This window comes from Pseudomonas sp. FW305-3-2-15-E-TSA4 (genome assembly GCF_058787295.1).
Window position 1 is genome coordinate 307,882 of record NZ_JBYSZP010000003.1, and the last position, 24,376, is coordinate 332,257.

At 60.1% G+C, this 24,376-nt stretch carries 10 protein-coding genes; 8 read left to right on the forward strand and 2 right to left on the reverse strand.

The window, feature by feature from the left end; genetic code table 11:
* The first annotated feature begins 116 nt into the window (after positions 1-116).
* The 6 genes from cobG to AC3WMV_RS05810 all read left to right on the forward strand — a co-directional run bounded on the left by cobG (position 117) and on the right by AC3WMV_RS05810 (position 19,000).
* Positions 117-1,415, forward strand: coding sequence for a precorrin-3B synthase (gene cobG, locus AC3WMV_RS05785; RefSeq protein ID WP_310650487.1), 1,299 nt, complete (start codon positions 117-119; stop codon positions 1,413-1,415).
* Positions 1,408-2,034, forward strand: coding sequence for a precorrin-8X methylmutase (locus AC3WMV_RS05790; RefSeq protein WP_096794809.1), 627 nt, complete (start codon positions 1,408-1,410; stop codon positions 2,032-2,034). The genes cobG and AC3WMV_RS05790 overlap by 8 nt, the downstream gene beginning before the upstream one ends.
* Complete coding sequence (locus AC3WMV_RS05795) at positions 2,031-2,765, forward strand: precorrin-2 C(20)-methyltransferase (protein WP_409077710.1); 735 nt, start codon at positions 2,031-2,033, stop codon at positions 2,763-2,765. The genes AC3WMV_RS05790 and AC3WMV_RS05795 overlap by 4 nt, the downstream gene beginning before the upstream one ends.
* Complete coding sequence (cobJ, locus tag AC3WMV_RS05800; protein ID WP_096794810.1) at positions 2,765-4,465, forward strand: precorrin-3B C(17)-methyltransferase; 1,701 nt, start codon at positions 2,765-2,767, stop codon at positions 4,463-4,465. Before AC3WMV_RS05795 ends, cobJ begins: the two co-directional genes overlap by 1 nt.
* Positions 4,466-4,874: 409 nt before the next feature.
* Positions 4,875-11,930 (forward strand): TcdA/TcdB pore-forming domain-containing protein, encoded by a 7,056-nt coding sequence (locus AC3WMV_RS05805; protein WP_103368063.1) that lies wholly within the window; start codon positions 4,875-4,877, stop codon positions 11,928-11,930.
* A gap of 110 nt (positions 11,931-12,040) precedes the next feature.
* Positions 12,041-19,000 carry a TcdA/TcdB pore-forming domain-containing protein gene (locus tag AC3WMV_RS05810; RefSeq protein ID WP_256584954.1) on the forward strand — a complete coding sequence of 2,320 codons (6,960 nt, stop codon included), beginning with the start codon at positions 12,041-12,043 and terminating at the stop codon, positions 18,998-19,000.
* A gap of 62 nt (positions 19,001-19,062) precedes the next feature.
* Here the strand turns inward: AC3WMV_RS05810 and AC3WMV_RS05815 are convergent, their stop codons facing one another.
* Positions 19,063-19,659 (reverse strand): MarC family protein, encoded by a 597-nt coding sequence (locus AC3WMV_RS05815; protein ID WP_027613585.1) that lies wholly within the window; start codon positions 19,657-19,659, stop codon positions 19,063-19,065.
* A 256-nt stretch (positions 19,660-19,915) separates the two neighbouring features.
* On the opposite strand from AC3WMV_RS05815, the gene AC3WMV_RS05820 reads away from it, so the two are divergent.
* A complete protein-coding gene (locus tag AC3WMV_RS05820) occupies positions 19,916-20,701 on the forward strand; it encodes a hypothetical protein (RefSeq protein WP_103368065.1) in 786 nt (261 codons plus the stop codon).
* On the forward strand, positions 20,682-21,476 hold the full coding sequence (locus tag AC3WMV_RS05825) for a hypothetical protein (RefSeq protein WP_223849607.1): 795 nt from the start codon (positions 20,682-20,684) through the stop codon (positions 21,474-21,476). The genes AC3WMV_RS05820 and AC3WMV_RS05825 overlap by 20 nt, the downstream gene beginning before the upstream one ends.
* A gap of 30 nt (positions 21,477-21,506) precedes the next feature.
* Here AC3WMV_RS05825 and AC3WMV_RS05830 read toward each other — a convergent pair whose 3' ends face one another.
* On the reverse strand, positions 21,507-24,281 hold the full coding sequence (locus tag AC3WMV_RS05830; RefSeq protein ID WP_103368066.1) for a hybrid sensor histidine kinase/response regulator: 2,775 nt from the start codon (positions 24,279-24,281) through the stop codon (positions 21,507-21,509).
* Positions 24,282-24,376 lie beyond the last annotated feature (95 nt).

The window sequence follows — 24,376 nt, forward strand, 5'->3', positions numbered from 1 at the left end:
GCCGCAGTTTCCGACCGGCAGGCATTTTCATGCGCTCGGGCAAAGCAGGCATAATGGCGACCTTTCGCCCACCACAGCGCTGCCCGTCAGCCGGTCATCCCTTGAACGAACGCTCAATGTCCACCGCTCTGCGCCCCTCGGCTTGTCCGGGGTTGCTGCGTATTGTCCAGGCGCTGGACGGCGGCATTTGCCGGATCAAGCTCAATGGCGGCTCGATCACTGCCAATCAGGCCGACGCGGTGGCCGATGCAGCCGAGCGTTTTGCCAGTGGCGCGATCGAGGCGACCAACCGCGCCAATCTGCAGATTCGCGGCATCGGCGAGCACTCAGCGGCATTGATCGACAGTTTGCTGGCCGCCGGTTTGGGGCCGCAAACCGCAGCGGGCGACGATGTGCGCAACCTGATGCTCAGCCCGAGTGCCGGGATCGATCGGCAGTTGCTGTTCGATACCCGCCCTTTGGCCGAACAGATTCTGGCGACATTGCAGACGCATCCGCGTTTTCACGAATTGAGCGCCAAGTTCGCCGTGCAACTGGACGGCGGTGAGGCGTTGGCGATGCTCGAGCATCCGCATGATCTGTGGCTGTCGGCGTTCGAACGTGACGGTGAAGTGTTGTTGGCGTTCGGTCTGGCCGGCTGCCCGACCGATCGTGCGGCCGGTGCCGTGAGCGTGGAAAACGGCCATGCACTGGTGGTCGCGGTGCTGGAGTTGTTCCTTGAGCTGGCTCGGCCGGAGCAGACCCGCATGCGCCATTTGCTCGATGAACTGCCGCTGCTGGCGTTTCTCGAACAATTGCGCGAACGCGTGGCGATCAAAGCTGCCGTTGCTCGACAGCGCACGCCGATGGCGGATGCGCTGCATATCGGTGTTCACGCGCAAAACGCTGACGACCGGGTATATGTCGGTGCGGTGCCGGCGCTCGGCCGTCTCGATCCGGCCATGCTGCGGGGCGTGGCCCGGCTGGCTCGCGAGTTCGGAGATGGCAGCCTGCGTTTCACCCCTTGGCAAAGTCTGCTGCTGCCGAACGTGAAACCCGCCGACCCGGGGCGAGTCCTGCAACACCTGAGGCAATTGCACTGGCTGACCGACACCCGCGAGCCGCTGTCCCGGCTGATTGCCTGCACCGGCTCCAGCGGTTGTGGCAAAGGTCTGGCCGATACCAAACACGACGCGCGGCTGCTGGCGACGTTGTTGCCACAGGCGCAGCACGTGCACCTGTCCGGTTGCCCGCGCTCTTGTGCTGCGGCCCATCGCACACCGGCGACATTGCTGGCGGTCAGCCCCGGTCACTACGACCTCTATTTTCGCGATGCAACGCTGCCGGGTTTTGGCACGCTGCACGCACGCAACCTTACTATTGAAGCGGCCGCGATCCTGCTCGACGCCCGCTCACGGAGCCCCCTTGATGCTTGATTACATCCGCGACGGTCAGGAGATCTATCGCAACTCCTTCGCGATCATTCGCAGCGAGGCCAATCTGGCGCGCATCCCGGCCGATCTGGAGAAACTCGCGGTGCGGGTGATCCACGCCTGCGGCATGGTCGAGGCGGTCGATGGTCTGCAGTTTTCCGAAGGTGCCGGCAAGGCCGGGCGCGATGCGCTGGCGGCCGGTGCGCCGATCCTGTGCGACGCGCGGATGGTCTCCGAAGGCGTGACCCGCGCCCGTCTGCCAGCCAACAACGAGGTGATCTGCACTTTGCGTGACGACAGCGTGCCGCAGCTGGCCCGTGAGCTGGGCAACACCCGCTCGGCGGCCGCGCTGGAACTGTGGCGTCCGCATCTGGAAGGCAGCGTGGTGGTGATCGGCAACGCGCCGACCGCGCTGTTCTATCTGCTGGAAATGCTCGACGCCGGGGCACCGAAACCGGCGCTGATCCTCGGCTTCCCGGTGGGTTTCGTCGGCGCTGCCGAATCGAAAGCGGCGCTGGCGGCTGACAGTCGCGGCGTACCGTTCGTGATCATGCAAGGCCGGCTCGGCGGCAGCGCCATGGCCGCCGCAGCAGTCAATGCCCTCGCCACGGAGATCGAATGATGCAGGCCAAAGGACGTTTGATCGGCCTCGGTGTGGGCCCCGGTGATCCGGAACTGATCACCGTCAAAGCCCTGCGCCTGCTGCGCGAGTCGCCGGTGGTGGCGTACTTCGTCGCCAAGGGCAAGAAGGGCAATGCCTTCGGCATTATCGAGGCGCATCTGCAGGATGCGCAGAATCTGCTGCCGCTGGTGTACCCGGTGACCACCGAAGTGTTGCCGGCACCGCTGTCCTACGAGCAAGTGATCAGCGATTTCTACGATGAAGCCGCCGAGACTGTGGCCGCACATCTGGACGCCGGCCGCGATGTGGCGGTGATCTGTGAAGGCGACCCGTTCTTCTACGGCTCCTACATGTATCTGCATGACCGGTTGTCCACACGCTACGAAGCCGAAGTGGTGCCGGGCGTGTGCTCGATGCTCGGCGGCGCCTCGGTGCTCGGCGCGCCCCTGGTGTATCGCAACCAGAGCCTGTCGGTGCTCTCCGGTGTGTTGTCGCATGAGGATCTCAAGCGCCGTCTGGCCGACGCCGATGCGGCGGTGATCATGAAACTGGGGCGCAACTTTCCCAAGGTCCGTGCGGTACTCGAAGAACTCGGTCTGGCCGAGCGGGCGCTGTACGTCGAACGCGCGACCATGGCCAATCAGAAGATCGTGCCGCTGGATCAGGTCGAGCCGATGTCCTCGCCGTACTTCTCGCTGATCATCGTCCCGGGCGAACGGTGGCAAGGTTGATGACGCCATCCACACCGGCCATTGTCATCCTCGGACAAGGCGCGCTCGCTACCGCACGGCGGATCCAGCAGTTGTATCCGACAGCGCAGATCCATGGCCTCGCCGGACGCGTCGAAGGCGCCGACTGCAGCTATCAGGAATTCGGCGCGACCCTGCGTGAGTTGTATCAGCAAGACACGCCGATCATTGCCCTGTGCGCGGCCGGCATTGTCATTCGCACCCTGGCGCCGTTGTTGCTGGAAAAAGGTGCTGAACCGGCGGTGCTCGCCGTTGCTGAAGACGGCAGCGCCGTGGTGCCGCTGCTCGGTGGCCTCGGCGGAGTGAATGTCATGGCCCGGGAAATCGCCGCCGCATTGCAGGTCGCCGCGGCGATCACCACCAGTGGCGAATTGCGTTTTGGCACCTGCCTGCTCAATCCACCCAGCGGTTATGCGCTGGCTGATCTGGAACTGGGCAAGCGTTTCGTTTCCGATCTGCTGGCGGGGCACAGCGTGCGCATTGAAGGGGCGGCGCCGTGGCTGGATCAGGCGCAGTTGCCGCAAGACCCGCAGGCGCAGCGCTCGATTCATGTCGGCAGTGCCGAGCGTGTCGCGAGCGCCAACGAGTTGCTGATCTATCCCCGCAGTGTGGCGGTGGCGGTGAGTGCGCAGTTGGACGATCTGCCGCATGCCGTGCGCGCCGCGTTGCAGCAGGCCGGGGTTGCGCAGCAGTCGCTGGCCTGTCTGCTGGCGGCTGACACTGAAATGGCGTCGGCCAGACTGCGTGAAGCCGCCCTCGAACTGGGGGTGCCGCTGCGCTTTGTCGCGGCGCAGAAAGACCTCGGCGAGTTGGCTCGTCAGGCACTGCCGCAGGCCGCGATCAGCAATACCAACGGTCTGGCGATTGCGCGGGCCGAACAGCCGCTGGACGTCGCGCAGATCGGTCGTCAACGTGGGCGCCTGGCGGTGATCGGCCTTGGCCCCGGCGCTGCCGAGTTGATGGTGCCTGCGGTCAAGGCGGAACTGGCGCGGGCCACCGATGTGCTCGGCTACGAAACCTATGTGCGCATGGCCGGCCCGTTTCGCGATGATCAGGTGCAGCACTGCACCGACAATCGCGAAGAAATGCAGCGCGCCCGCCACGCCTTCCGGCTGGCGGCCGAGGGGCGTTCGGTCATCGTGGTCTCATCCGGCGACCCCGGCGTGTTCGCCATGGCCGCGGCGGTGCTCGAAGCGTTGCACGAGTCGACCGACCCGAAATGGCACAGCGTCGAGCTGGAAATCCTGCCGGGAGTGTCCGCCTCGCTTGCCACGGCTGCGCAAGCGGGTGCGCCGCTGGGGCATGATTTCTGCGTGATGTCGCTGTCGGACAACCTCAAGCCGTGGTCGATCATTGAAAAACGTCTGGATCTGGCGGCCGAGGCCGATCTGGCGCTGGCCTTCTACAACCCCATTTCCCGGGCACGCCCGTGGCAATTGGGGCGTGCGCTGGAAATCGTCGCGCAGCATCGCAGCGCGGCAACACCGGTGGTGCTGGGGCGCGACATCGGTCGCCCGGGGCAAACTCTGCGCGTGACGACACTGGGGCAACTGACCCCGGATCAGGTGGACATGCGCACCATGGTGCTGGTTGGCTCTTCAACGACTTGCACCTTCCCCAAGGCTGAAGGTGGCGAGTGGGTCTACACGCCGCGCTGGTACGGCGAAAAGCCCCAGTCCTGAGCCGTTGGCGAGGGAGCTTGCTGCCTCGCCAACCGCGATCTCCCGCACAGATTGTTTCCGGATCTGACCGCGTCATATTGTTCAACGCGACCTGTACGATCTGCTCCGCTTCTGTGTGAGAGCTTTCTCTTTGCTTACATTCTGTTCGACTTATCTTGAATACTGATAGGCAGACCTGAAATTGCAGCCTTGATAATTTCGCGTTCTGCTCGGGTGCGTTTGATTTATATATTGATTGTAGAAATAACTTGTTGCCGTTACATGCGTTATCAGTTGTTTTTTAGTTGTTGATTTTGACATGTATTGAAAGTTTTGAAGTTTGAGCTCCGATTCGCCAGAAGTTAGTTTGGCCGCTATGCAAGTGCCAGCGGGCACTTTCGTTACTGGTCAGGGCAAAGGAGCAACTTTCATGCAGGACCGAAGAACTCAAGACGCCAGCGGGTTTGTCAAATTCATCAAACTGTTCAAGCAGGCGGATCTGGAACAGGCCATGTCGGCGTACAGGGGCAGTGAATCCTATCAGTCAGTGTGGCGTTATTATTTTGCCTGTATCGGCTTGCTCGATTCTCCACGACTGATCGAGCCTTTGGCACTGCTCAAGCAGTCGATCGGCCAGTTGATCGGTTCGCCACATAAATACTCGCAATCCGATAGCCAGCCTGCACAGTTGTCGCGCATCTATAACAGCATCCAGGCTTTCGAGACCCGTGTGCAAAACAGCCTGGCGTACGCGAAGAGCACCCCGACTGCGGTGCCGAAGAATCTGCACTTTGTCTGGCTCGGTGGAGGACTGGGCGCGATACAGCGTGACTATCTCAACCTCTGGAAACAGGTGCTGAACGGGCAAGGTTACAGCCTCCATCTCTGGTACGACAGCGACGCATTGTTGGCCTGGCAAACCAACAGGCTGATCGTCGAGGCGGCCAAGGCTGACGCCCTGCAACAAGATGGCAGCGACAGTATTTCCAAAGACCAGTTGGGCACGCTGTACGAAGAACGGGCCATCGTCCTTAAACAACAGATGTCCATGCATATCGATGCCGCACTGGCGCGGGGACTTTCAGCTGATGAAGCACGCGTCGATCTGTTGGCCCGTGCCTATGGGCAGGACGCCGCGCAACTGGAGGCGCTGATCGAGCAAAACCGCCGCAGTCTGCTGGACCTCGCAGGAGACGACCTGCAGTTGCGCGACTTGAACGCCCTGGATACTCCGCTGCAATTACAGGATATCTACGAGCGTGAAATCCGGTTGCGCGGCAATCTGGCCGCTGCTTCCGATGTGGTGCGCGCCGAGGTCCTTTACGAAGAGGGCGGCGGATATGCCGATGTCGATAATCTGCCGCCACTGGTCAAGACTCTGGGAGGCGTTGACATCAGCGGGTTTGATCCCCGGTCACGCGTTGGCGTTCTGCAACTGCTGCTCGATCACAATCGGCACTGGATGCCTGCACGCGAGGCGCTGCGCCACCAGTACACTGATTATCTGGCAAGCATTCCCGAGCAACACCGCGCCGCGCTTGAGACGTTTGCCCGACAAAAACCGGCGCTGAATGAAGTGTTCCAGGCGCCGGCCGAGTTGCTCGTCCGCCCACAGGACTTGCGGGCAGTTGCTGTGCAGAGCTCGCTGAGCAATTCCTTCCTGATGGCCCATGCCCGATCGCCGATGCTCAAAAGCGTGATCGACCGGTTTCGCTTCAATTATGACTTCATCGACCTGACGGCTCGACTGGCGGCCAAGCGCGGCGTTGCGCTGAGCGATTTTTACGGCATGTCGACGCTTGCGCGCGAGGTATTCGAGCAAAACTGCGGCTCGATTGCCGCTCTGTCCTCGATCGAGCATGCAACGGCGAACGAACTGATTCTGGCGGTCGCTGGATATTTCGAAGACGGTATCCGCCCGCAGAGCGAATGGACAATTTTTCTGACTGGCCCGGCCGCGATGCGCGCTGGCATGCGCGATTACGAACGGCACAACTTCGTCCCGCGCGAAGATGAAACAGTGCGCGTCGAGACTGCCATCGAGCCGCTCTGGATGATCAACGACAAGACCGAGGAGGAGCAGGATCACTCGTGGAAAGACAACGCCAGCGATGATGAACAATGGGTTGTCGACGAACAGCAGCGTTGGCGGCAAGGACAGTTCAGTGCCCGCTACAGCGGTGATGTTGCTGCCCTGCTCAAACAACAGACTGTGTTGTTCGAAGAGGGTTGGCCGCTCATCGAGGGACGCCCGGTGTTATTGACGGAGGTCTTGCAAGGGATGATCGACCGACTCGGTGCACCGTTTGTGGCGGCGATGAGGCAAGGTCATAACGGTCCGCTGGTTTTTCCCGAAGGGCCGGGTCTGGGGTTCGACGATCGTCAGGCCATCAAGGCCCAACCCGTCACTCTGCAAGCTCCGGCGTCGCTCAGTGATGCGCGGATTCAGGGGCTGGCGCTGGATGAGTTGCTAAGCGGCATTGCCGAGGGTTCGCTGCAGTTCTTCCAGATCAGTCCCTTGCAAAGGGTAGTGTTGGGACAGATGCTCGGCGTACGCTCACTGGATAACTCAAGCTTCACGCAACTTGCCCCCGAGCTCGACAACCTCGCCAACAGCGTTGCCGAGGTAGGAGCATCGGTGCGTTATGCGGCCATTGAACGCCATCTGTATCAGCATCGGGCGCCGCAATTCATGGCCGGTCTCGCCAGCCATGTCGACCAGCCGATGGTCTCGTCGGACAGCGCGCTAACGTTGAAACGAGCTGCGCTGTCGCAGGCGCACACGCTGTTTCAATGGGGCCGTCATGTTGCCCATATCCAGACCATCGCCACCCGCGAACATCGTGAGCAGGTGATCCTGCGGCTGGGTCAGGTACTGGGGCAAATCGAGGCCAGTGACGTCAAACTGGTGCCGCAGGATCTGTTGCTCCAGGGGCCAGGGGATCCCGGTGGCCGTTGTTACCCGCTGGCGCTGATCATGAGCGCTGCTCTGGAGCACGGCGTGGCGGCGTCGCGACGCTTGCGCGAGCGATTCTTTCTGGCCACCGTCGAGCCGCAGCAGCGCGATTCAATTGTATTTCTGGAGGCGCTCGAGGAGTTGCGCGGCGTGCAGTTGCACGATATCGGCAAGCCGCTGGGGCGGGTCGATCTGCAGCAGCTCGGCACCACGCTGGAGGCGTTCGCCAGCTCGCGCACGCTGATGCTCAACTCGGATAACCACGCCATGCTGGTGGCGAAAACCTTCAATGGTGGGCGCGCCACCTATCACTTTTATGATCCCAATTTCGGCGTGTTCGAGTTCGGCCAGCCAGACCAGCTCCAACTGGCACTGACCGACCTTTTCCAGAAACAGGGCATGGCGAAATACTATGCGGCCTATGGCGACGACGCGCGCCCGACATTTGATCTGATCGAGCTGCAGGGGCAAAAGATAGCGGCGCTGGATCTGTCCGGCGGTTTGCGCGTCGGGCAATTGCTGGAATCCGACAATGTGCTGCCGGAGCATACACAGCGACCGATCCGTCGGCGCCTGAACAGTGCTCGCGGCCATTCGCTGGTCAGTAATCCGCACCTGGGGCGCAGCCTGCGCGATCTGGACAGTCATTGGTGGGGACAGCAGATTGCCCAGGCGACTGACGCTCTACAGCACTTGCATGCTGCGGCAAAACCGCTGGTGCCGTTGTTCGAAACCCTGGAGATGACGCCTGCCGGCGAGTACCGGATCAACCTGATCGATCCCTCGCAGGCCGAGCATGTGGTGCAGGTGGTGAGCTCCGATCACCGTCTGCTGCGCATCAGAAATTATCTGTCGGAGCAGTTTTCGGCACTGGGCACCCGAGCCTCGCCACAGATGGCAGAGGCGGGTGCCGTACACACGCTCAATACCGGCTTCACCATCCAGGCACTGATGAACGTCCTGCGTGGACGAGAGGGGGATGACCGCACCCTGACCACCGCCGTGCGCTTGCACGCTTACGTCAATTACGCGCAGTTGGTGCATGGCAATGTCACGGATGTCGCTGGCCTGATCAGTCTGGTAAAAACCGCGCTCAATGAAGAGAAGATCATCGCCCGCACCTGTGCGCCGGTGGTTGGCGAGGCGCTGGGACATGTCGCCAACGAAGGCGTGGGCGCGGTGCTGGGGCTGGCCAATGTCGGTTTCGACATCTATCAATTGGCGACGGCAGACAACGAGATCGAGCGCGCGCAATTCGGCACCCAACTGGCCTTCGACTCCGCCAGTCTGGCGTTGACCGCCGGTGGTCTGGGGGCTGCCACGGCGGGCGCGGCAACAGCGGCCGCCGTGCTCGGTGGAACCGGGGTGATCCTGGGCGGACTGGCCGTGGGTGTGGCGGCCCTGGCCCAGGGGTTTGCCAGGATCGCTGAGCAGGCGCAGGAGGTCGGGCTGTTCTTCGATGAGCTGGAGCGGGCCTGTCGGGGTGTCGGTTATCGGTATGACGACGGACTCGGGGCGTGGGTCGCTCACCCTTCGCTGGTCGTCCAGAGCCTGGACTTCAATCGCACGATGCTGGTGCTCGACAGTCCGAAGGTGTATCGGCTGCGCGACCATTTCGGGGTGCCGGATTTCAATCCGGATGATCAACAAGCGCTCGATCTGCGGCGTGAACTGGGACTTCCCGGCTACATCCACTTCGATCCGCCGACCACGCAACTGGTCGTCCTGCCGTGCACGCCGACCACGTTCTACGGTTACGAATACAAGGCGCTCCCTTTCTCGACGCTGCGTCACGACACCGGCTTCGATACCGCCCGCAAGCTGGAGAAGAAGGATGCGGCTGGCCAGCGGCGGTTTCTGTTTTCGTTCTACTCCTTTCCCGTGCACTACATCATCAACCGTCTCGCACCGTCGTATCGGCCAACCGTGATCGAGGTGCGGCTGGATGCCCACGAGCGTGCGCTGGCGGTGCCAATGATGCCGCAGCTCTGGCACGACAAGGTGTCGTACCGCATCGAAGGTGCGGGCGGCGCCTGCTCACTGATCCTCAATCGCGGGGTCAATCTCCAGTTGCAGTCCCCCAGCCTGCAGCAGTGCCGCTGGAATCTGGTAGCCGCCTGGGCCACCGAGAGGGATGTGCGGATCGACGTCGGCGGGGTTCTTTCGGTGGGTGGGGTGAAGGTGACGTTCGGCGGCAGAGGTCGGCATGAGGTCATGCTTCAGCTGACCGGGCGGCAATCGTTCAAGGTCAACCGCAGTGACGGACGACTGGACATTATCGAGCAGAGCGCGCCAGCCGGGGAGAATGAGCAGTCTCTGCTCACGCATTACCAGACACTGTCCCGTGAGCATCGGCTGGTGCTGCCTTACACGCCAGTTCATCACTTTCCGATTCCTTTCGAGCCCGAGAGCCAGCCGCGTCACACCACGGCCTGGTACGACGCTGCCGAGGATCGTTTTCTGTACATCCGCAGTGAAGAGGTACTGGCGGCCGATGAAATGCTGCTGGCGGCGGTGGTCGACGATTCTGCGTTTTTCTATGAGCTGCACAACTACGATATCTGGCAGATCGATGCCGTCAGCGGTTTGCTCAAGTGCCGCTACCGCCTGCTGGTGATGGAGGGGCAGTGCAGCATTCGGCGTATCGATGTCGACGCGCAGGGCGTGATTCATATCGAACAGCAATGGCAGGGGGCCAATCAGCAAGTCACGCAGTTCAACTACCTGCTCCATGAGGGCCAACTGCAACTGGTGGCAGTTACCCGAGAGATTGACCGTGAGCTGGGCCAGCGAGTGTTCGCCAACCCGACCTTGACGGATTGGACGGCGGTGCTTGGTCACTATTTCACGTTATCGCCGGTACCCGAACGCGCAGGCGTCAGTACCGTCGACTGGCAACCGGCCGCTTACGTGTCGGTCTGCTGGGCGTTCGATCCGGGCAAACGTGACCTGGTCTGGATTCGCAGCCGTGACCTGTTGTGCATTCATCCGTTTGCCTTCGGGCATGACCGCGGCTGGGTCGATTCGATCAAACAGCTTGGTGATCTGCTGCTTCTGCCGGTCAACGATGAGCACGAGCTGTTTTTCATCTACGACCGGCTGGCGCAAAAGCTGTGCAAGGTGCAACGCAGCGCGTCCGCTGGCAGCGAGCGCTGGCCGACACAATGGACGCATCAATGGCTGCAACCCGACGGGTTGAATGACGTTGTACCGGTGCAGGACGGGTATCTGGCCCTGACCGACGACGGTCTGTTCTTCAACCTGACCGCAGAGGGTGAAGTGCATCTGGGTGGCTTGAGTGAGCGCTGGCTCAGGGGGCGCGCACAGTGGTGGCAGGCACTCGAAACGCTGGCGGTGAAGTACCCGGTCAACAGTTTCGCCATTCTGGGTCTGCGCAACGCCGCCGGTGATCGCAGCCTGTGTGCCTGGTATGTGGATAACCGCTTGCTGCTGTGCGATTCGGGGCACGAACGGGAAATGCGCCTGCTCGGGGTCACACCGGACAACCAGGCGGTCTGGCTGTTCGATGTCGCCAGCGGTGAAATCTGCAGTCAGCGGTTCTTCGACAGCCGGCAACTCGAGCCAGCATTCGGCAGCGGCGCCCAGTTACTGGCGAGCGACATGCTGCCGGCACCGCAGGCCGAGTGGGACGACTGGCGGTTCAGCGCTGTGCGCAATGACGGCTCCGGTCTGTACGGGACATCGGTCAACGGCGTGTCACTCAAGTTGCGATATCAGGAAGCTGAAAGGATCATCGGCGTCGATCATCACTGGGCCAGCGAGCACGCGGAACATTTGCCGGAGTCTCTGCAGGCATTGCTGGAGACCGCCGAGCATGGGCCCTACATCGCCGTGGAGTCTGGCGCGGGCAACCTGCAATGGTACGACGTGGCGAATGCACAACTGATTCGGGTAGCGGGCCAGAACCTGCCAGACGATTGCGAATTGCTCGGCACCCGCCATCGGCATGTGCTGCTGCACGAACTTCAGGCACACCGCGTACACGTCTACCCCGGTCAGCAGAGCATCGGCCCGTTCGAATACATGCGGCGCGAGGCCGAGGTGTTGGTGGTCGAGGGCCAGAACAAGGTTGAAGACCTGTTGCCACTGATCGCTGATGACGTGAGCTGTCTGGTGTTGCGCCTGGGGCAGGGCGGCGTCACGTATCACCTGTCGAGGGCCTGCTGGTTGCGGCTGGACTCGGTGATTGTCGATTGCCGTCACCCGCTGGGCGAGATCCCGGCGATTCCCGGCAAGCTGGTCTGGGCGCTGGACGCACCGCAAACACTGCAACTGTCGTTTGTCGACGCGCACTTGCTGATTGTCGACCCGGATCGCCAGCACAGCCTGATCCTGCGGGATGTGTGCTCGGCGGATCCGGCGATGCGCGGTGACGTCTTCCTCGGGTTCGAGGGCGGGCGTTCCTATCCGGTATCGAGCCTGGTGCAGAGGCTGCGGGAAATCGTCGAAGTCGATGATGGCGACGGCAGTACAACGCTGGCGCAGTTGCTGGGAGCGGTGCCGGCCTGACGAAAGTCTTCGTTGGGTTTTTTGAAGTTTGTTTTCTCTCTGTGTCGCGACGGTTCATGTCGTCGCGATGGGTTCGTTTGGCCAAAAAAAAGGAAATTGCATTGAGCACTATGGATGAAGTCACGATGGGCAGAGTGTTCGCCGATCTTATTGCGCGCACAGAACTTGAGTCCGTCAGCGGTAGCCTGGGGGAGGCTCCTTTGCGCTACTACGACGGAGCTACGGCGGCTACCAGTCTTGCAGAACAATTGATAGCGATCAGATTGCTCAAGGACGCGATTGAATCAACACAGCTGGACGCCGCGGATGCTCAGGTCAATAAACTGCGCCTGAAACTGGGCGACTACGACCGCCGCTTGAGTGCGACTGTGAAGATGCTCTCCGCTGGCAAACCGATACCGCGCATCATGCATTTTGTCTGGGTCGGTGGCAGTGAGGTCGGGCCGAATCAGCGCGATTACATGAACATCTGGCGCAAGGTACTGGCGTCGCAGGGATATGCATTCAATCTCTGGTATGACAGTGATGCGCTGCTGGCCTTTGAAATGAATCGGGTGATTCTCGACAGTGCCCGTGCGGACACGATGAAGGTATTAAAGGACGAAAAGGTAACCCCGACGGGACTGTCGAGAATGATCGAAGACCGCGCACGGGTACTCAAACAGCAGATGTTCGACTACCTGAATCAGCCACGCTGGGCCGGACGCGCAGACGAGGCGCGGATCGACCTGATGGTGCGGGGTTATGGCAAGGAACGTGCGACGCTCGAAGCCTTCCGCCAGAAATGTCTGGATTCGCATCAGGCCATGGTGGGTGAGGACTTGCGCCTGCGCGATGTTCGCCAGGAGTTTGCCAGTCATTTTCTGGCTGACGTCTACCAGCGCGAAGTCGCCATGCGCGGCAACTTTGCTGCTGCCAGTGACGTGGTGCGACTGCAGGCCGAGTTTCTCGAGGGCGGGCGTTACAGCGACATGGATTATTTGCCGCCGCTGATCGAGAGACCGGGCGGCGTGGACATCAGTGGTTTCAGCACAGACGCGAAGATCGGTGTCCTGCAGTTATTGCTCAACCATGACGATACCTTGATGCCGGGGCGCGATCGGCAACGTTATGTCGACAGAACCGGGCATATTCCCGCCGAGCATCTCGAGGCACTGAGCGCATTTGCCCGGAGCAGGCCGGGTGTGGAGCAGATTTTCGCTTCGCCGCAGCCGACGTCTTTATCCCAGGATGCCATCGGGCGCGGCGCGGCCTGGGGCAATCCGTCGTCGAAGGAAATGAATGCCTATGTTCTGGCTCATCCTGGCAGCAAGATGGTCAATGCGAGCATGCACTTCATCCGGGTGGCTTATGACTGCCTGTATGAGGTTGAGCGCCGCATGATACTCGCAGGCGTGACGCCAGCAGATGTGTCGTCAGTCGATGATATTGCAATCAAGGTCGTCTCTGAAGCACAGGCTGATGGGCGCTTGCCCAATACATCGCGTGAATATTCATCAGAGAAGCTCATACGCGCCATAGCTCAGTATTATCAGGACGGGATTCGTTTCGACGCCTTGGGCACCATCTACATGACCGGTCCGGGCGCACTTGAAGGCGGTGTAATCGGCTATGTCGAAAGAGAACTGCAGAGTGAACAGCTGAACAACATTCGCCATCATATGAAGCAGGTCGACGGCTTCAACGTCTTTACCGAAGAAGAAATGATCTCCGGCTGGGCAGTCAAGGATACCCCCGAAGACTGGCTGGCAAAAGAACATGAGAAGTGGAATTCGGGCAAGGTCAAGTCGCGCTACGCCGGTAATCTGGCCGACTTGCTGAAAGAGCGGACCCTCACGTTCAAACTTGGCTGGCCGGTCATAGAAGGAAAATCAGTGTTGCTGACTTCGGTCCTGCAGCAACTGCTTGATGATCTGGGTGAGCCGTTTGTACGGGCCATGAATGACCGCTTGACCGGTGATGTGACGTTCAACGTTCCCATCCACCTCGACTTTGATACTCGACAGCAGGTGCTGAACCAGACAGTCGACAAAGCTCCAACGTCCATGGGGGCCGAGTCACTGGGTAACCTCAACGAGGCCTTGGCGCGCATCGCGGCGGGCAAGTTGCCGCTGGATCAGTTGAGCCCGTTGCATCGGGTGATGTTCGGCGGCCTGTTCGGTGCCGCAACACTGGATCAGGTCGGGTTCGCAGACGCCTGGGCAACCACCGTCGCCTTTGCCGAAGATACGCGCGACCGTGGCCTGGTCGCGCGCTACGAGGTGATCGAACAGACACTGCTCAATCGCGATCCTGCACCGGTGGAAGCACGAGTCAATGCATCGGAGCGCGAATCGCTCGGGCAGAACTCCAGGGTGCTGAAGGCGCAGGCATTTGCCGAACCGATCAGCGTGCGGCAATGGCGCGAGTACGTGAGTCGGGTCGAGGTCGCCGCCGTGAATGAGCGCCGGGCGTCGATCCTTGCGCGGGGTGCGGCAGTGCGCGAGACGTTCTTCGAGGCGGGTGCGCATACGGCCAGACAATTGCCGCAGGATTTGCTGCTGCGCGGTGCGGGGGATCCGGGCCGACGCTGCTATCCACTGGCGCTGGTGATGGCCGCCGCGCTGGAGAAAGGCGCTTCGGCCGAGCGCGCGCTGATCGGCAAACTGGCGATTGCCAATCTCACTCCCGACGCACCGCAAGCCCATGCCCTGCTCAAGGTGCTGGACGAGTTGCGTGGCGTACCCATGGCGCGATTCGGCGAGAAGAGGCCGGCGGCGAACCTGGCCACTGTGATGCAGACGCTGGAAGCGAAAACCGCTGCCGGCAGCCTGTTGCTCAACACAGACAATCATTCGATGCTGGTGAGCAAGGTTCTAGCGCAAGGCGAGACATCCTATCGCTTCTACGATCCCAACTTCGGGCTGTATGCGTTCGCCCGGATCGAGGATCTGCAACAAGGCGTCCAGCGCTTCATGCAGGAGGAAGTGATTGCCAGGCTTTATGGTCTGGAACGGGGGGCTGCCAGCGTTTTCGAGGTCATCGAACTCGACGGCGCAAGCATTGCCGGTAAATCGTTGCCTTCGGAAATTAGCGTTGAGCATTTGCTCAGCAGTGATCCGCTGGGTGGCGGGCGTGCCGTCGAACCCTGGAGTCAGCATGCCGCCTTGCGCGCGCGTTCCTTGTCAGAGAACGCGCGTCTGGGACAGGCGCTGAGCAGTGTGGACAGCCACAAGTGGGCGCGGACGATCGAAAGCGCGACCCTGCGGTTACAGGACCAGCATCAACTGTCTCGTGACTTCGTTCCGGTGTTCGACTCCCTGAAGAGCACTGCGCAAGGGCGCAGCGAAATTACCATGGTCAGTGCCAGTGATCCGCAGCGCACACGCACAGTGCAGACCGATGACACGCGCCTGCAAGGGATCAAGTCTTACCTGAGCGATACGTTTGAAGCGTTGTCCGGCAGACGCGCGGGGGCGCCAGTGATCGATCCGACGGATGTCGGTGCGGTGCACACGCTCAATGCCGGATTTGCCATTCAAGCCCTGCTGCTCGGGTTGCAGAACGCGGAGTCCGGGATGGGGTCGACCGCGTTGACGTCAGCAGTGCGCATCCACGGTTACCTGGCCTACGCGCAGATGGCTCACGGGCTGGTGGTCGACGCAGTACAACTGCTGAATCTGGTGCGTCATGCCTTTACCGACGGTTTGCGGGTGGCCAAAACCACCTCGTCGATTGTCAGTAATGCGCTGGGCAGCGTCTTGAACGAAGGTGTCGGCACCGTTTTGCAGCTGGCCAGCATCGGCTTCGACATTTATCTGTTGGTCAATGCCCAAAACGATATCCAGCGTGCGGTCTATGCCACGCAGCTGGCCTTCGATTCAGCTGGGCTGGCGCTGGGTGTTGGCGCTTTGGGCGCCGGTGTTGCCGGTGCGGGCACGGCGGCGGCCTTCCTCGGCGGCGCCGGGGTGATTCTGGGCGGGCTGGCGGTGGGCATCGGCGCCCTGGTCGAGGGGTTCAGCGCCAGGGCAGAACGTGGAAGACGGATCGGCCGGTATCTGAATGATGTGCATTCGGCCTATCGACCGCAAAGCCATTCGGTGCAAGGCGATACCTACATTGCCAATCCTTGTGCGGTCTATACCGGGCTTGATTTGCGCAAAGGGCTCATTACCTTCGGCGGCCACAAAATTTTCGCCGCGGAAGATTACTCCTTTCTGCATAAGCCGAGGATCGTCGGGGATCGCAGCAAGGCATTCAGCATTCGAGAGGCCCTCGACCTTCGCGACTCGATTTCCTTCGATATGGCGCCGGGTATTGAAAGCGTCGTGCTGCCGAGTGTGCCGGAGTGCTTTCTGGGCTTCGTCCATGAAGGTCTGCCATTTGCGACAACGCTCACAGAAAACATGGAAACGGCTTTGGCACTGGAAAAATACAAGCTGGCAGGCAAGCGGCAATTCTGGTTCAGCTTTTACCAGGCACCGACCGAGTACATCATGGAAAAAATGGTGCCCAACTACGAGGAAACCCGCGTCAGTGTTGCGATTGGCCCTGATCAGCGTTTTCTGCACGTCCCCCCATTGCCGCAGGAGGTGCACGGTTACCTTTGCTATGACATCGATGCCACTGGCGGGCACTGCTCGATCACCCTGACCGAGGGCGTCAAGTCGTTGCGGCTGCAGGTTTCCTCCGATGATCCAATGACGTGGTCATTGCGTGCCCCATGGGTGAGTGCGGCGGCGGTGAAGCTGGAACAGGATACTTTTCAGTTGGGCTCGATGCGGGTGCAGGTGCCCGCCAGGAGTGTCGTGTACCTGCAACTTGCGGAGGGCTTCTATCAGGTTGGCTGGGCAACGGGAGCGCTGCTCTTTGCTGAACTCGACGCGCTCAACGATGCCGACGGCCCGGCCACGCGCAAGCATTTGCGCGAACTCGCCCGCGCTCATCGTCTGGCCGATGGCCCGACGGTCATCCGCAACTATCACGATGCCCTGACTGGTGTTCGTACCACGGCCTGGTACGACCACACCGAAGATGCCATGCACTTGGTGCGCGGACTGGACCCACAGTATGCGGCGCAGATCTGCATCGGCCCGAAGATCGGCGAGGAGATGTTTTATTACTGCCCGGCGCAGGGAATCATCTGGCGTACGGATCTGGTCACCGGGCAGATCAAACGCACTTACCGGGTGATGAAAATACATTCATCAAAAAACCCCTGCATTGTTTCGATTCAGGCGACGCCAGAGGGTTTGCTGCAGGTGGTCCAGCGCTTTGAAGACATGTGGAAAAGCTTCTACAAGCTGACTTACCTGCTCGGCGAAGACTACCTCGCCCTTACTGCGATCTCCGATATGAATTCAGACCATCCGTGGATCATTCGCGAAGGACGCGACAATGTTTCGGATTTCCTCCGACGGCACGACTACCCATACCATGAGGTACTTGATGACCAGAGAGTGGAATTCACACTGGGCGCAATGATTACGATCGACACCTTCGACGAGAATTTGCGCAAAGCCACCCGAGCCTGGGTGCGCAGTGAAGATGAGCGCGTCATTCGGCCTGTGCTGCGCAATACGGAAGGTACACCTGACTTTCTCGATTGGGTGCTGCTTGATCCGCTTCAATCAAGCGGCGATACAGTGTTGTTTCATCATCTTGGCCATCGCCTTGTTTATCGACAGCACATCGGCGCAGCGGATCAGATGCCCGAGATGTTTGCACAAAGTGTCTTGCACCTTGAGGTGCAGCATGTGCACCGCCAGGGCGGACAATACGTCATCCTCACTGACGAAGGCATGCTGTTCCAGATGAATGACGACGGCCAGACGCGGCTGGTGGGACTCAATCACGCATGGCTGTCGGCCCGCCAGCAGCGCACTGTGCAAGGGTTCAAGTGGTGGGAAACGGTCGGGACCAGCATTCAGAACGAGTCCGCCGATGGCGTGGAAGTCGGAGGTATCAGCGATGCAACGGGCAAGACATCGCTGTATGTCATCTATCTGGATCAGCAATTTCTGATTGCCGACACAGCGGGCAAAGCCATGCGCGTGTTGAGGCTGACGCCAGATAAAAAAGCGGCGTGGATGATGGACTGGGCATCCGGACGAATCTATCGTCAGCCCTTCATGGCGCCTGAAAGCCTGGCGGCGGCATTCGGTTCGGGGACACGTCTGCTGCAGGCGCACTTGCTGGCCCCGATGCAGCGAGTCATGCCGCGGGACACTTTTGCCTGGGCCGTGCCCCATGGAGCCGGCCTGCACGTCCGCCGGCATGACCACGTGCTGTTCAACCTGGTCGATGGCGAGCCACCGCGTATCGTCGGTGTAGAAGTCGAATTCTTCAATGGCCTGGCGTCTCGTCAGGCGCGGGAGGAAAAGCTGGCGCGACTGCTTGCCGGTCAGCGTAGCGGTCCTTACCTCTTTGCGGGCAGGAGCGATAATATTTGCAGCTGGTATGACGTCGCAGCCGGCCGTCTGCTCAGTGTCGCGGTGTCAGGACGTGAATGGCCACAATATCTGGGCGTGGCGAACGATCAGACCCTGGTGCTGCATGACCCTGTAACGGGCCGCCTGTTCAGCAATGCCAGTGAAGACATTGAACCCATCGATATATGGATGACTGTGGAAGCGGTCAGCCGGATTGCAGATACGCTGGTTATCGACGGTATTGGCTCATCGGGCAGGATTGTAGCGATTCCGGATGGCGTCGATACACTGGTACTCAAGTTTGCGAAATCTGCAGATTACCTTTCACTGGCCCGACAGACTTGGGATCGGCTTGATTGCCTGATTGTCGACGCCGAGGAAGCAGGCATTCATCTGGCGTTGACACTGGAGCCGATGCAGCGATGGCTGGTCTCGAGGTCCGACGGCCATTTGCTGCTGACGGATCCCGATTCGGGAAGCAGCATCATCTTGCGCAATGCCACGAGCCTTGATGCGGCACGGCAACAGCAGGTGACATTCGGGATTGCGTTACCTGACGAAATCTCGGTGACCGTTAGCCTGGAGGAGCTGATGAGTGCGATGGCCACGGAACCCCTGCTGGAACTCGGCGCGCTGATCGGGCTGTCCATCGACCAGTAAGCCATTGCGAGCTGGCAGATCAGACCGGGCTGCGGAGATTGTCCTCCGCAGCCCTTTTTCGTTCAGGACACCAGATAGCCCTTGATCCCGGTAAAGATGATCTGCGCCGCCAGTGCGCAGACGAAAAGGCCCATCAGCCGGCTGACGATCTGCAGGCCCTGATCACCGAGCACCCGTTCGATGTGATTGGACAGATACAGCACCACCCCTACGGTGAAACTGGCCAGAGTGATGCTCATGATCGCGGTCAGTTTGTCGTCCCAGTGTGGTTGGCTGACGCCCATCACCAGCAGCGCACCGATGGTGCCCGGGCCGACGGTCAGCGGAATGGTCAGCGGGACGATCGTCACGTCCTGTTGCACGTTGTCACTCTGCACCACAGGCTTGCCCTGCGCCATGCCCAACGCCGAAATGAACAGCACGCTGCCGGCACCGATGCGGAATGCGTCCGCAGTGATCCCGAATACATCGAAAATCACCCGCCCGAACAGATAAAGCAAGACGCTGGAGATCAGAGTGGCGATCGCCACTTTCCAGGCCAGGCGCCGCTGTTCCTTGCGCGAGTAGCCACGAGTCAGGCTGATGAAGCAGGACAACACGAAGAACGGGCTGTAGAGCACCAGCATCTTCAGGTAAACGCTGAATAACACGTGGAGCATGAGGGCGACTCGCATCCGGAGAGTGATGACGGCGAGTCTATCAGTCGGTTAGTTGCTTGTGTGTGCAGAAGATTCTGCGCGAGGCAGTCGGTTTTTCGTTTTTTGTTTGATAGTTGTTTTGTGTGATGTTGTTAGTTGCATCTTGTTTGCTGGATAAGATGTTACAGATTTGAGTTTGTAGTGCTGGGCTTGTTTGTTTATTGTTTTCTTGCAAGTTCAAGAGGGGCTTGCCTACTAATTAATAAGGACTTTTATTGTGCATAGTCAAATCGTTAATGAGCTTTATATCTCTTCCTGTATTAACGCGATTGAAGCCTGTGATGTGGGTGCGCCGGTTATTCGCTCTCGTGGCCTGTTGGCTGTAGGGGACGAAATCGAGGCACCGTCGAAAGGCTCTGTTGTCGGCGAAGTCACAATGGGTTTTTCTGGCAAACTTTCGGATCAGAACAAGTCGGATGCCCAGAACGCTCTTCTGTTCGCCACACGTGCAGCGAACAAGCTATACCCCGAAGAGCATCAGGGCCGAGAGTGGTATAAGCGGTTCCGTGAGGTGATGACCCTCGCTGGCTGGACGCCTGTCGATCAGTACTACAATGACCTCAGTATCGAAGGCACGAGTGTGCGGATGGACAAGCTGGTACTGGAGATTCTGGGTTCCGTGCTGGCTAATGTTGCACTGCCAGGACCAACCAGCGTTCTGATGCTGAAGGTCGCGGGTGATGCAATCTCGGCCCTGCAAAAACGGGACACTGCTGCGTTGACCGCTTATGAGCGAAATTTGCTGGACCACGGCGTGGGCGGCATCTCGACCGGCGCGTGTGTCGAACTCGACGGTGAGGCAATCATGGCGCTGGGAACGGTGCGTTTTCTGCGCAAGAACACCTCTACCAAAGTGATGTTCGTGGATGTCGATGTTCGTAATGTAAGTTTGTATCGAGCTCAAACTTTCTTTGCCAAAAACACCGACGTCGCCAACGCAGTGCGTGAGACGATCAAGAAAAAGCTGGTGGGTATCGATCAGATTGAAGATATTGATATCTGATAAATCGAAAAAAGCAGTCGAAGGTCGACTGCTTTTTTTTGAGGGCGATTATATGAATTGCAAATATTCCGTTTTGATCGTTGCGGGTGCCGTTGTACTGATTCCGCCGGCAGACAAACCGGAACGCTATCAGGATTTAATAAACTCTCTGTTGTTGGCGCAACTGGCGGCTAACAAGAAACTTGAGAAAGATCCGGGTATTGGCTGGTATGACGTCTACATGGAATTTCTGGACAAATATTGGCTGCGACATTTCAGAGCACGGTTGGATCTGTCCGTCGCACAGGGTAACAGCGTGTCTGTCGTTGACTGGGTGGTCGCTCCTGAGTTCGGTGGGGCTGTGGAGCAATGTGGCGTTGCGAACGCAGTCATGCGTCGACTGGCAGCACTTTCCGCAAGCGAGCCGGCACTAGAGCTGCTGCGTGGTTACATGCAGAAAAGCGCCAGCGATGCATCGACGGATCAGTCAGATGTTTCCAGAATCATACGGCTGTTGGTGGTCGTGGCGCACTCGCCGATGTCGATGAGCAGCGTCTACATCGAATTTGCGACTGGACGGATTCTCGCTGACAACCCTTTGGCCGAGCTATTCCAGGCTGAGGATATTCGCGGCAGTGTTTGCAGACGCTCTGCCAGTGCCAATTTGTCCGAAACGCTCTATGGGCCGGTTCGCGCAGCCATCGCCCTGAAAGTCCAGGACAGGCTTGAAGCTAACGTGGCGTTGTTGAGGGTGAATGAAGACGTTCCAGCCGAAGAGAACGGCGCAGCCGATTGAGTCACGCTCGAACTGGCGTGGTACCCCTGCTTAAAAGGTCGACGCCGTACGGTTCTGCTGATCGCGCTGGGCTACCCAGTGTTCGATCAGCTCGCGCAGTTGCGACAACTCCACCGGTTTGGCCATGTGGCCATCCATCCCGGCCTGACGCGCACGTTCCTTGTGTTCGGCGAGGATGTGCGCGGTCAGCGCGACGATCGGCGTGCGTATACGCTGATTGCTGACCTCCCACGCCCGTAGCTGCTGGGTCGCCGAGAAGCCATCGAGAATCGGCATTTCGCAGTCCATCAGCACCAGATCGTAACGCTGGGCTTTCATCGCCTGCAGGGCCTCTTCGCCGTTGCTGGCGGTGTCCGGTTGCAGGTTGAGTTTGCCGAGCATGCCGCGAATCACTTTGGTCGAAATCGTGTTGTCTTCGGCGACCAGAATGCGGAAATCGCTCGGCACCTTGGCCGCCGTAGCGGGAGTGACCACTTGCGGCTGGAACACTACCTGACCTTTATTGCGCTGGTTCAACTCGTCGGCCAGCGTGGTCTTGAGCGTATAGCCGGCCACCGGTTTGGCGAGGATGCGTTTGATCCCGGAGTTGCGCGCGATGATCTTGCTCGGCGCGTTACTGATGCCGGTGAGCATGATCAACAGGATGTCGTGATTGAGGCTCGGGTCTTCCTTGATCTTGGCCGCCAGTTGCATGCCGGTCATGCCGGGCATGTTCTGGTCCAGCAGCACCACATCGAAGTAGTCGCGCAGGTGCGCCTTGGTGCGCAGCAGCGCCAGCGCTTCCTTGCCCGATGGCACGGCGCTGACGTTCAGACCCCAGGCGCTGCATTGCTGCACCAGCACTTTGCGGCAGGTATCGTTGTCGTCCACCACCAGCACGCGCGCACCTTGCAACGGGCCGTCGAGGTCGGAGGTCGGGTGTTCCAGACGATCCGGGTCCAGTGGCAGGGTCAGCCACAAGGTGCTGCCCTGATTGGTGCCGCTCTTGATCCCGAACTCGCCGTGCATCAGGCGGATCAGTTGCCGCGCAATCACCAGCCCGAGGTTGCCACCCAGACGGTTGGCCGAGAGGAAGTGTTTGCTGTGCAGTTCGGCGTGCAGCAACGCATCGCGCTCTTCCGCCTCCATTGGCTGACCACTGTCCTGCACGGCGATGCGCAGGCGCGGTTTGACGCTGCGCTCGTCGAGGGCGACGACGATCAGCACTTCGCCTTCGTCGGTTTTCTTCAGGGCGTTTTCCAGCAGGCTCAGCAGGGTCTGGCGCAAGCGGGTCGGGTCGCCGCTGATCACGCGCGGCACTTGCGGCTGGATGAAGCTGATCAGCTCGACGTTCTGCTGTTCGGCCTTGGCCCGGTAGATGCTCAGGCAGTCGTCGATCAGCGCGTTGAGGTCGAACTGCACATCGTCCAGTTCGATCTGTCCGGATTCGAGCTTGGAAATGTCGAGAATCTCGTTGATCAACGTCAGCAGTTCGTTGCCGGCACTGTGGATGGTTTGCACGTAATCGCGTTGCTTGACCGACAGTGGCGTGCCCAGCAGCAGCTCGGTCATGCCCAGCACGCCGTTCATCGGGGTGCGGATTTCGTGGCTGATCTTGGCGAGGAATTCGGCTTTGGCGTTGATCTCGGCATTGCTCGCGGCAAGATCGCGGCTGATGCTGAACCGGCTTTCGGTGATGCTGCGCTGGCGTTCACCCAAGGCGATGCTCATCAGCAAGCCACTGATGCAGATGAAACCCATCAGGGTCATGATCAGGCCTTGCGGCGCCACCAGGGTCAGCCCCAGCAGGGCCGGCAAAATAATCAGCGTACCGATGTTGAACACCACCATCCCGGCAACGAACAGCCGCGCCGGGCGATAACCTTTTTGCCAGTGATAGAAGCCGACCAGCAACATGCTCAGACCGGCCAGCGCCACCAGCGCGTAGGTGATGATGTTCAGCGGCAGGGTGTTGACGAATAACAGCAGCAGGCTGCAGATCACGATGAACAGAATGTCGCCCAGCAACAGTTTGTTCAGCGGGTGCGGGCCGAGTGGGGCGAAGAAGCGCAGGGCGAACATCAGCCCGGCCGGGGCGGTCAGCAGCAACGCCAGATAGGCGCCCGGGGTCTGGATCGCGTGCCAGTTCGGCAACCACGGGCCGGCGAGGTTGAGCAACAGCAACAGACTCAGGCCCAGCAGTCCTTCGCAGACCGCCAGCCACAGGCTGCTGCGCGAGCGGGAGTAGGCGTAGCGCACAAGATTGTGCAGCAGCAACATGCCGAGGCAGCCGAACAGCAGACCGAAGATCAGCGTCTGGTTCTGGTTGGCGGCACTCATCACCGCCGATTGCAGGGTGATGTGCGGGCGCAGCTGATGGTCGGAAACCATCCGCAGATAAACATCGAGGGATTTGTCGCTCTGCGGCAAGGGCAGCAGAAAATCGCTGCTCGGCAGCGGCCGTTCGACTTGTGGCTGCTGGGTGCCGGAGGTGCGTTGTTCGATCAGCTTGTCGCCGTCGAGCACGTAGAGACTGAGGTTGGACAGGTCGGGGGCAAAGATCCGCAGCACTTGTTCGTGCTTGCCCGGCGCCAGTTTGAAGCGCAGCCACAGTGCGCCATCGGGCTCAGCCGCCGTGAGGCGATCAAGTTCGATGGGGCTGAATTGATTGGTGTAGCGAGCCGAGCGGATGTCGCTCAGTTGCAGATTGCCCTGATCGTCAAGCAATACCGACCAGCCACTGCCTTGCGCGGCCTGGGCCGGGAGCATGCAGAGCAAGGTCAGCAACGTGACGGTGAAACTTATGGCAATCCTGAGCCAGCGCACGGCGAAATCCCTTCGTAGGTTGATGCCAGAATATAACGATGCGCGGCGGCGGAACAGCCCGGCGAGGGACTGCATCCCGCGCCGGACGTGAAGGA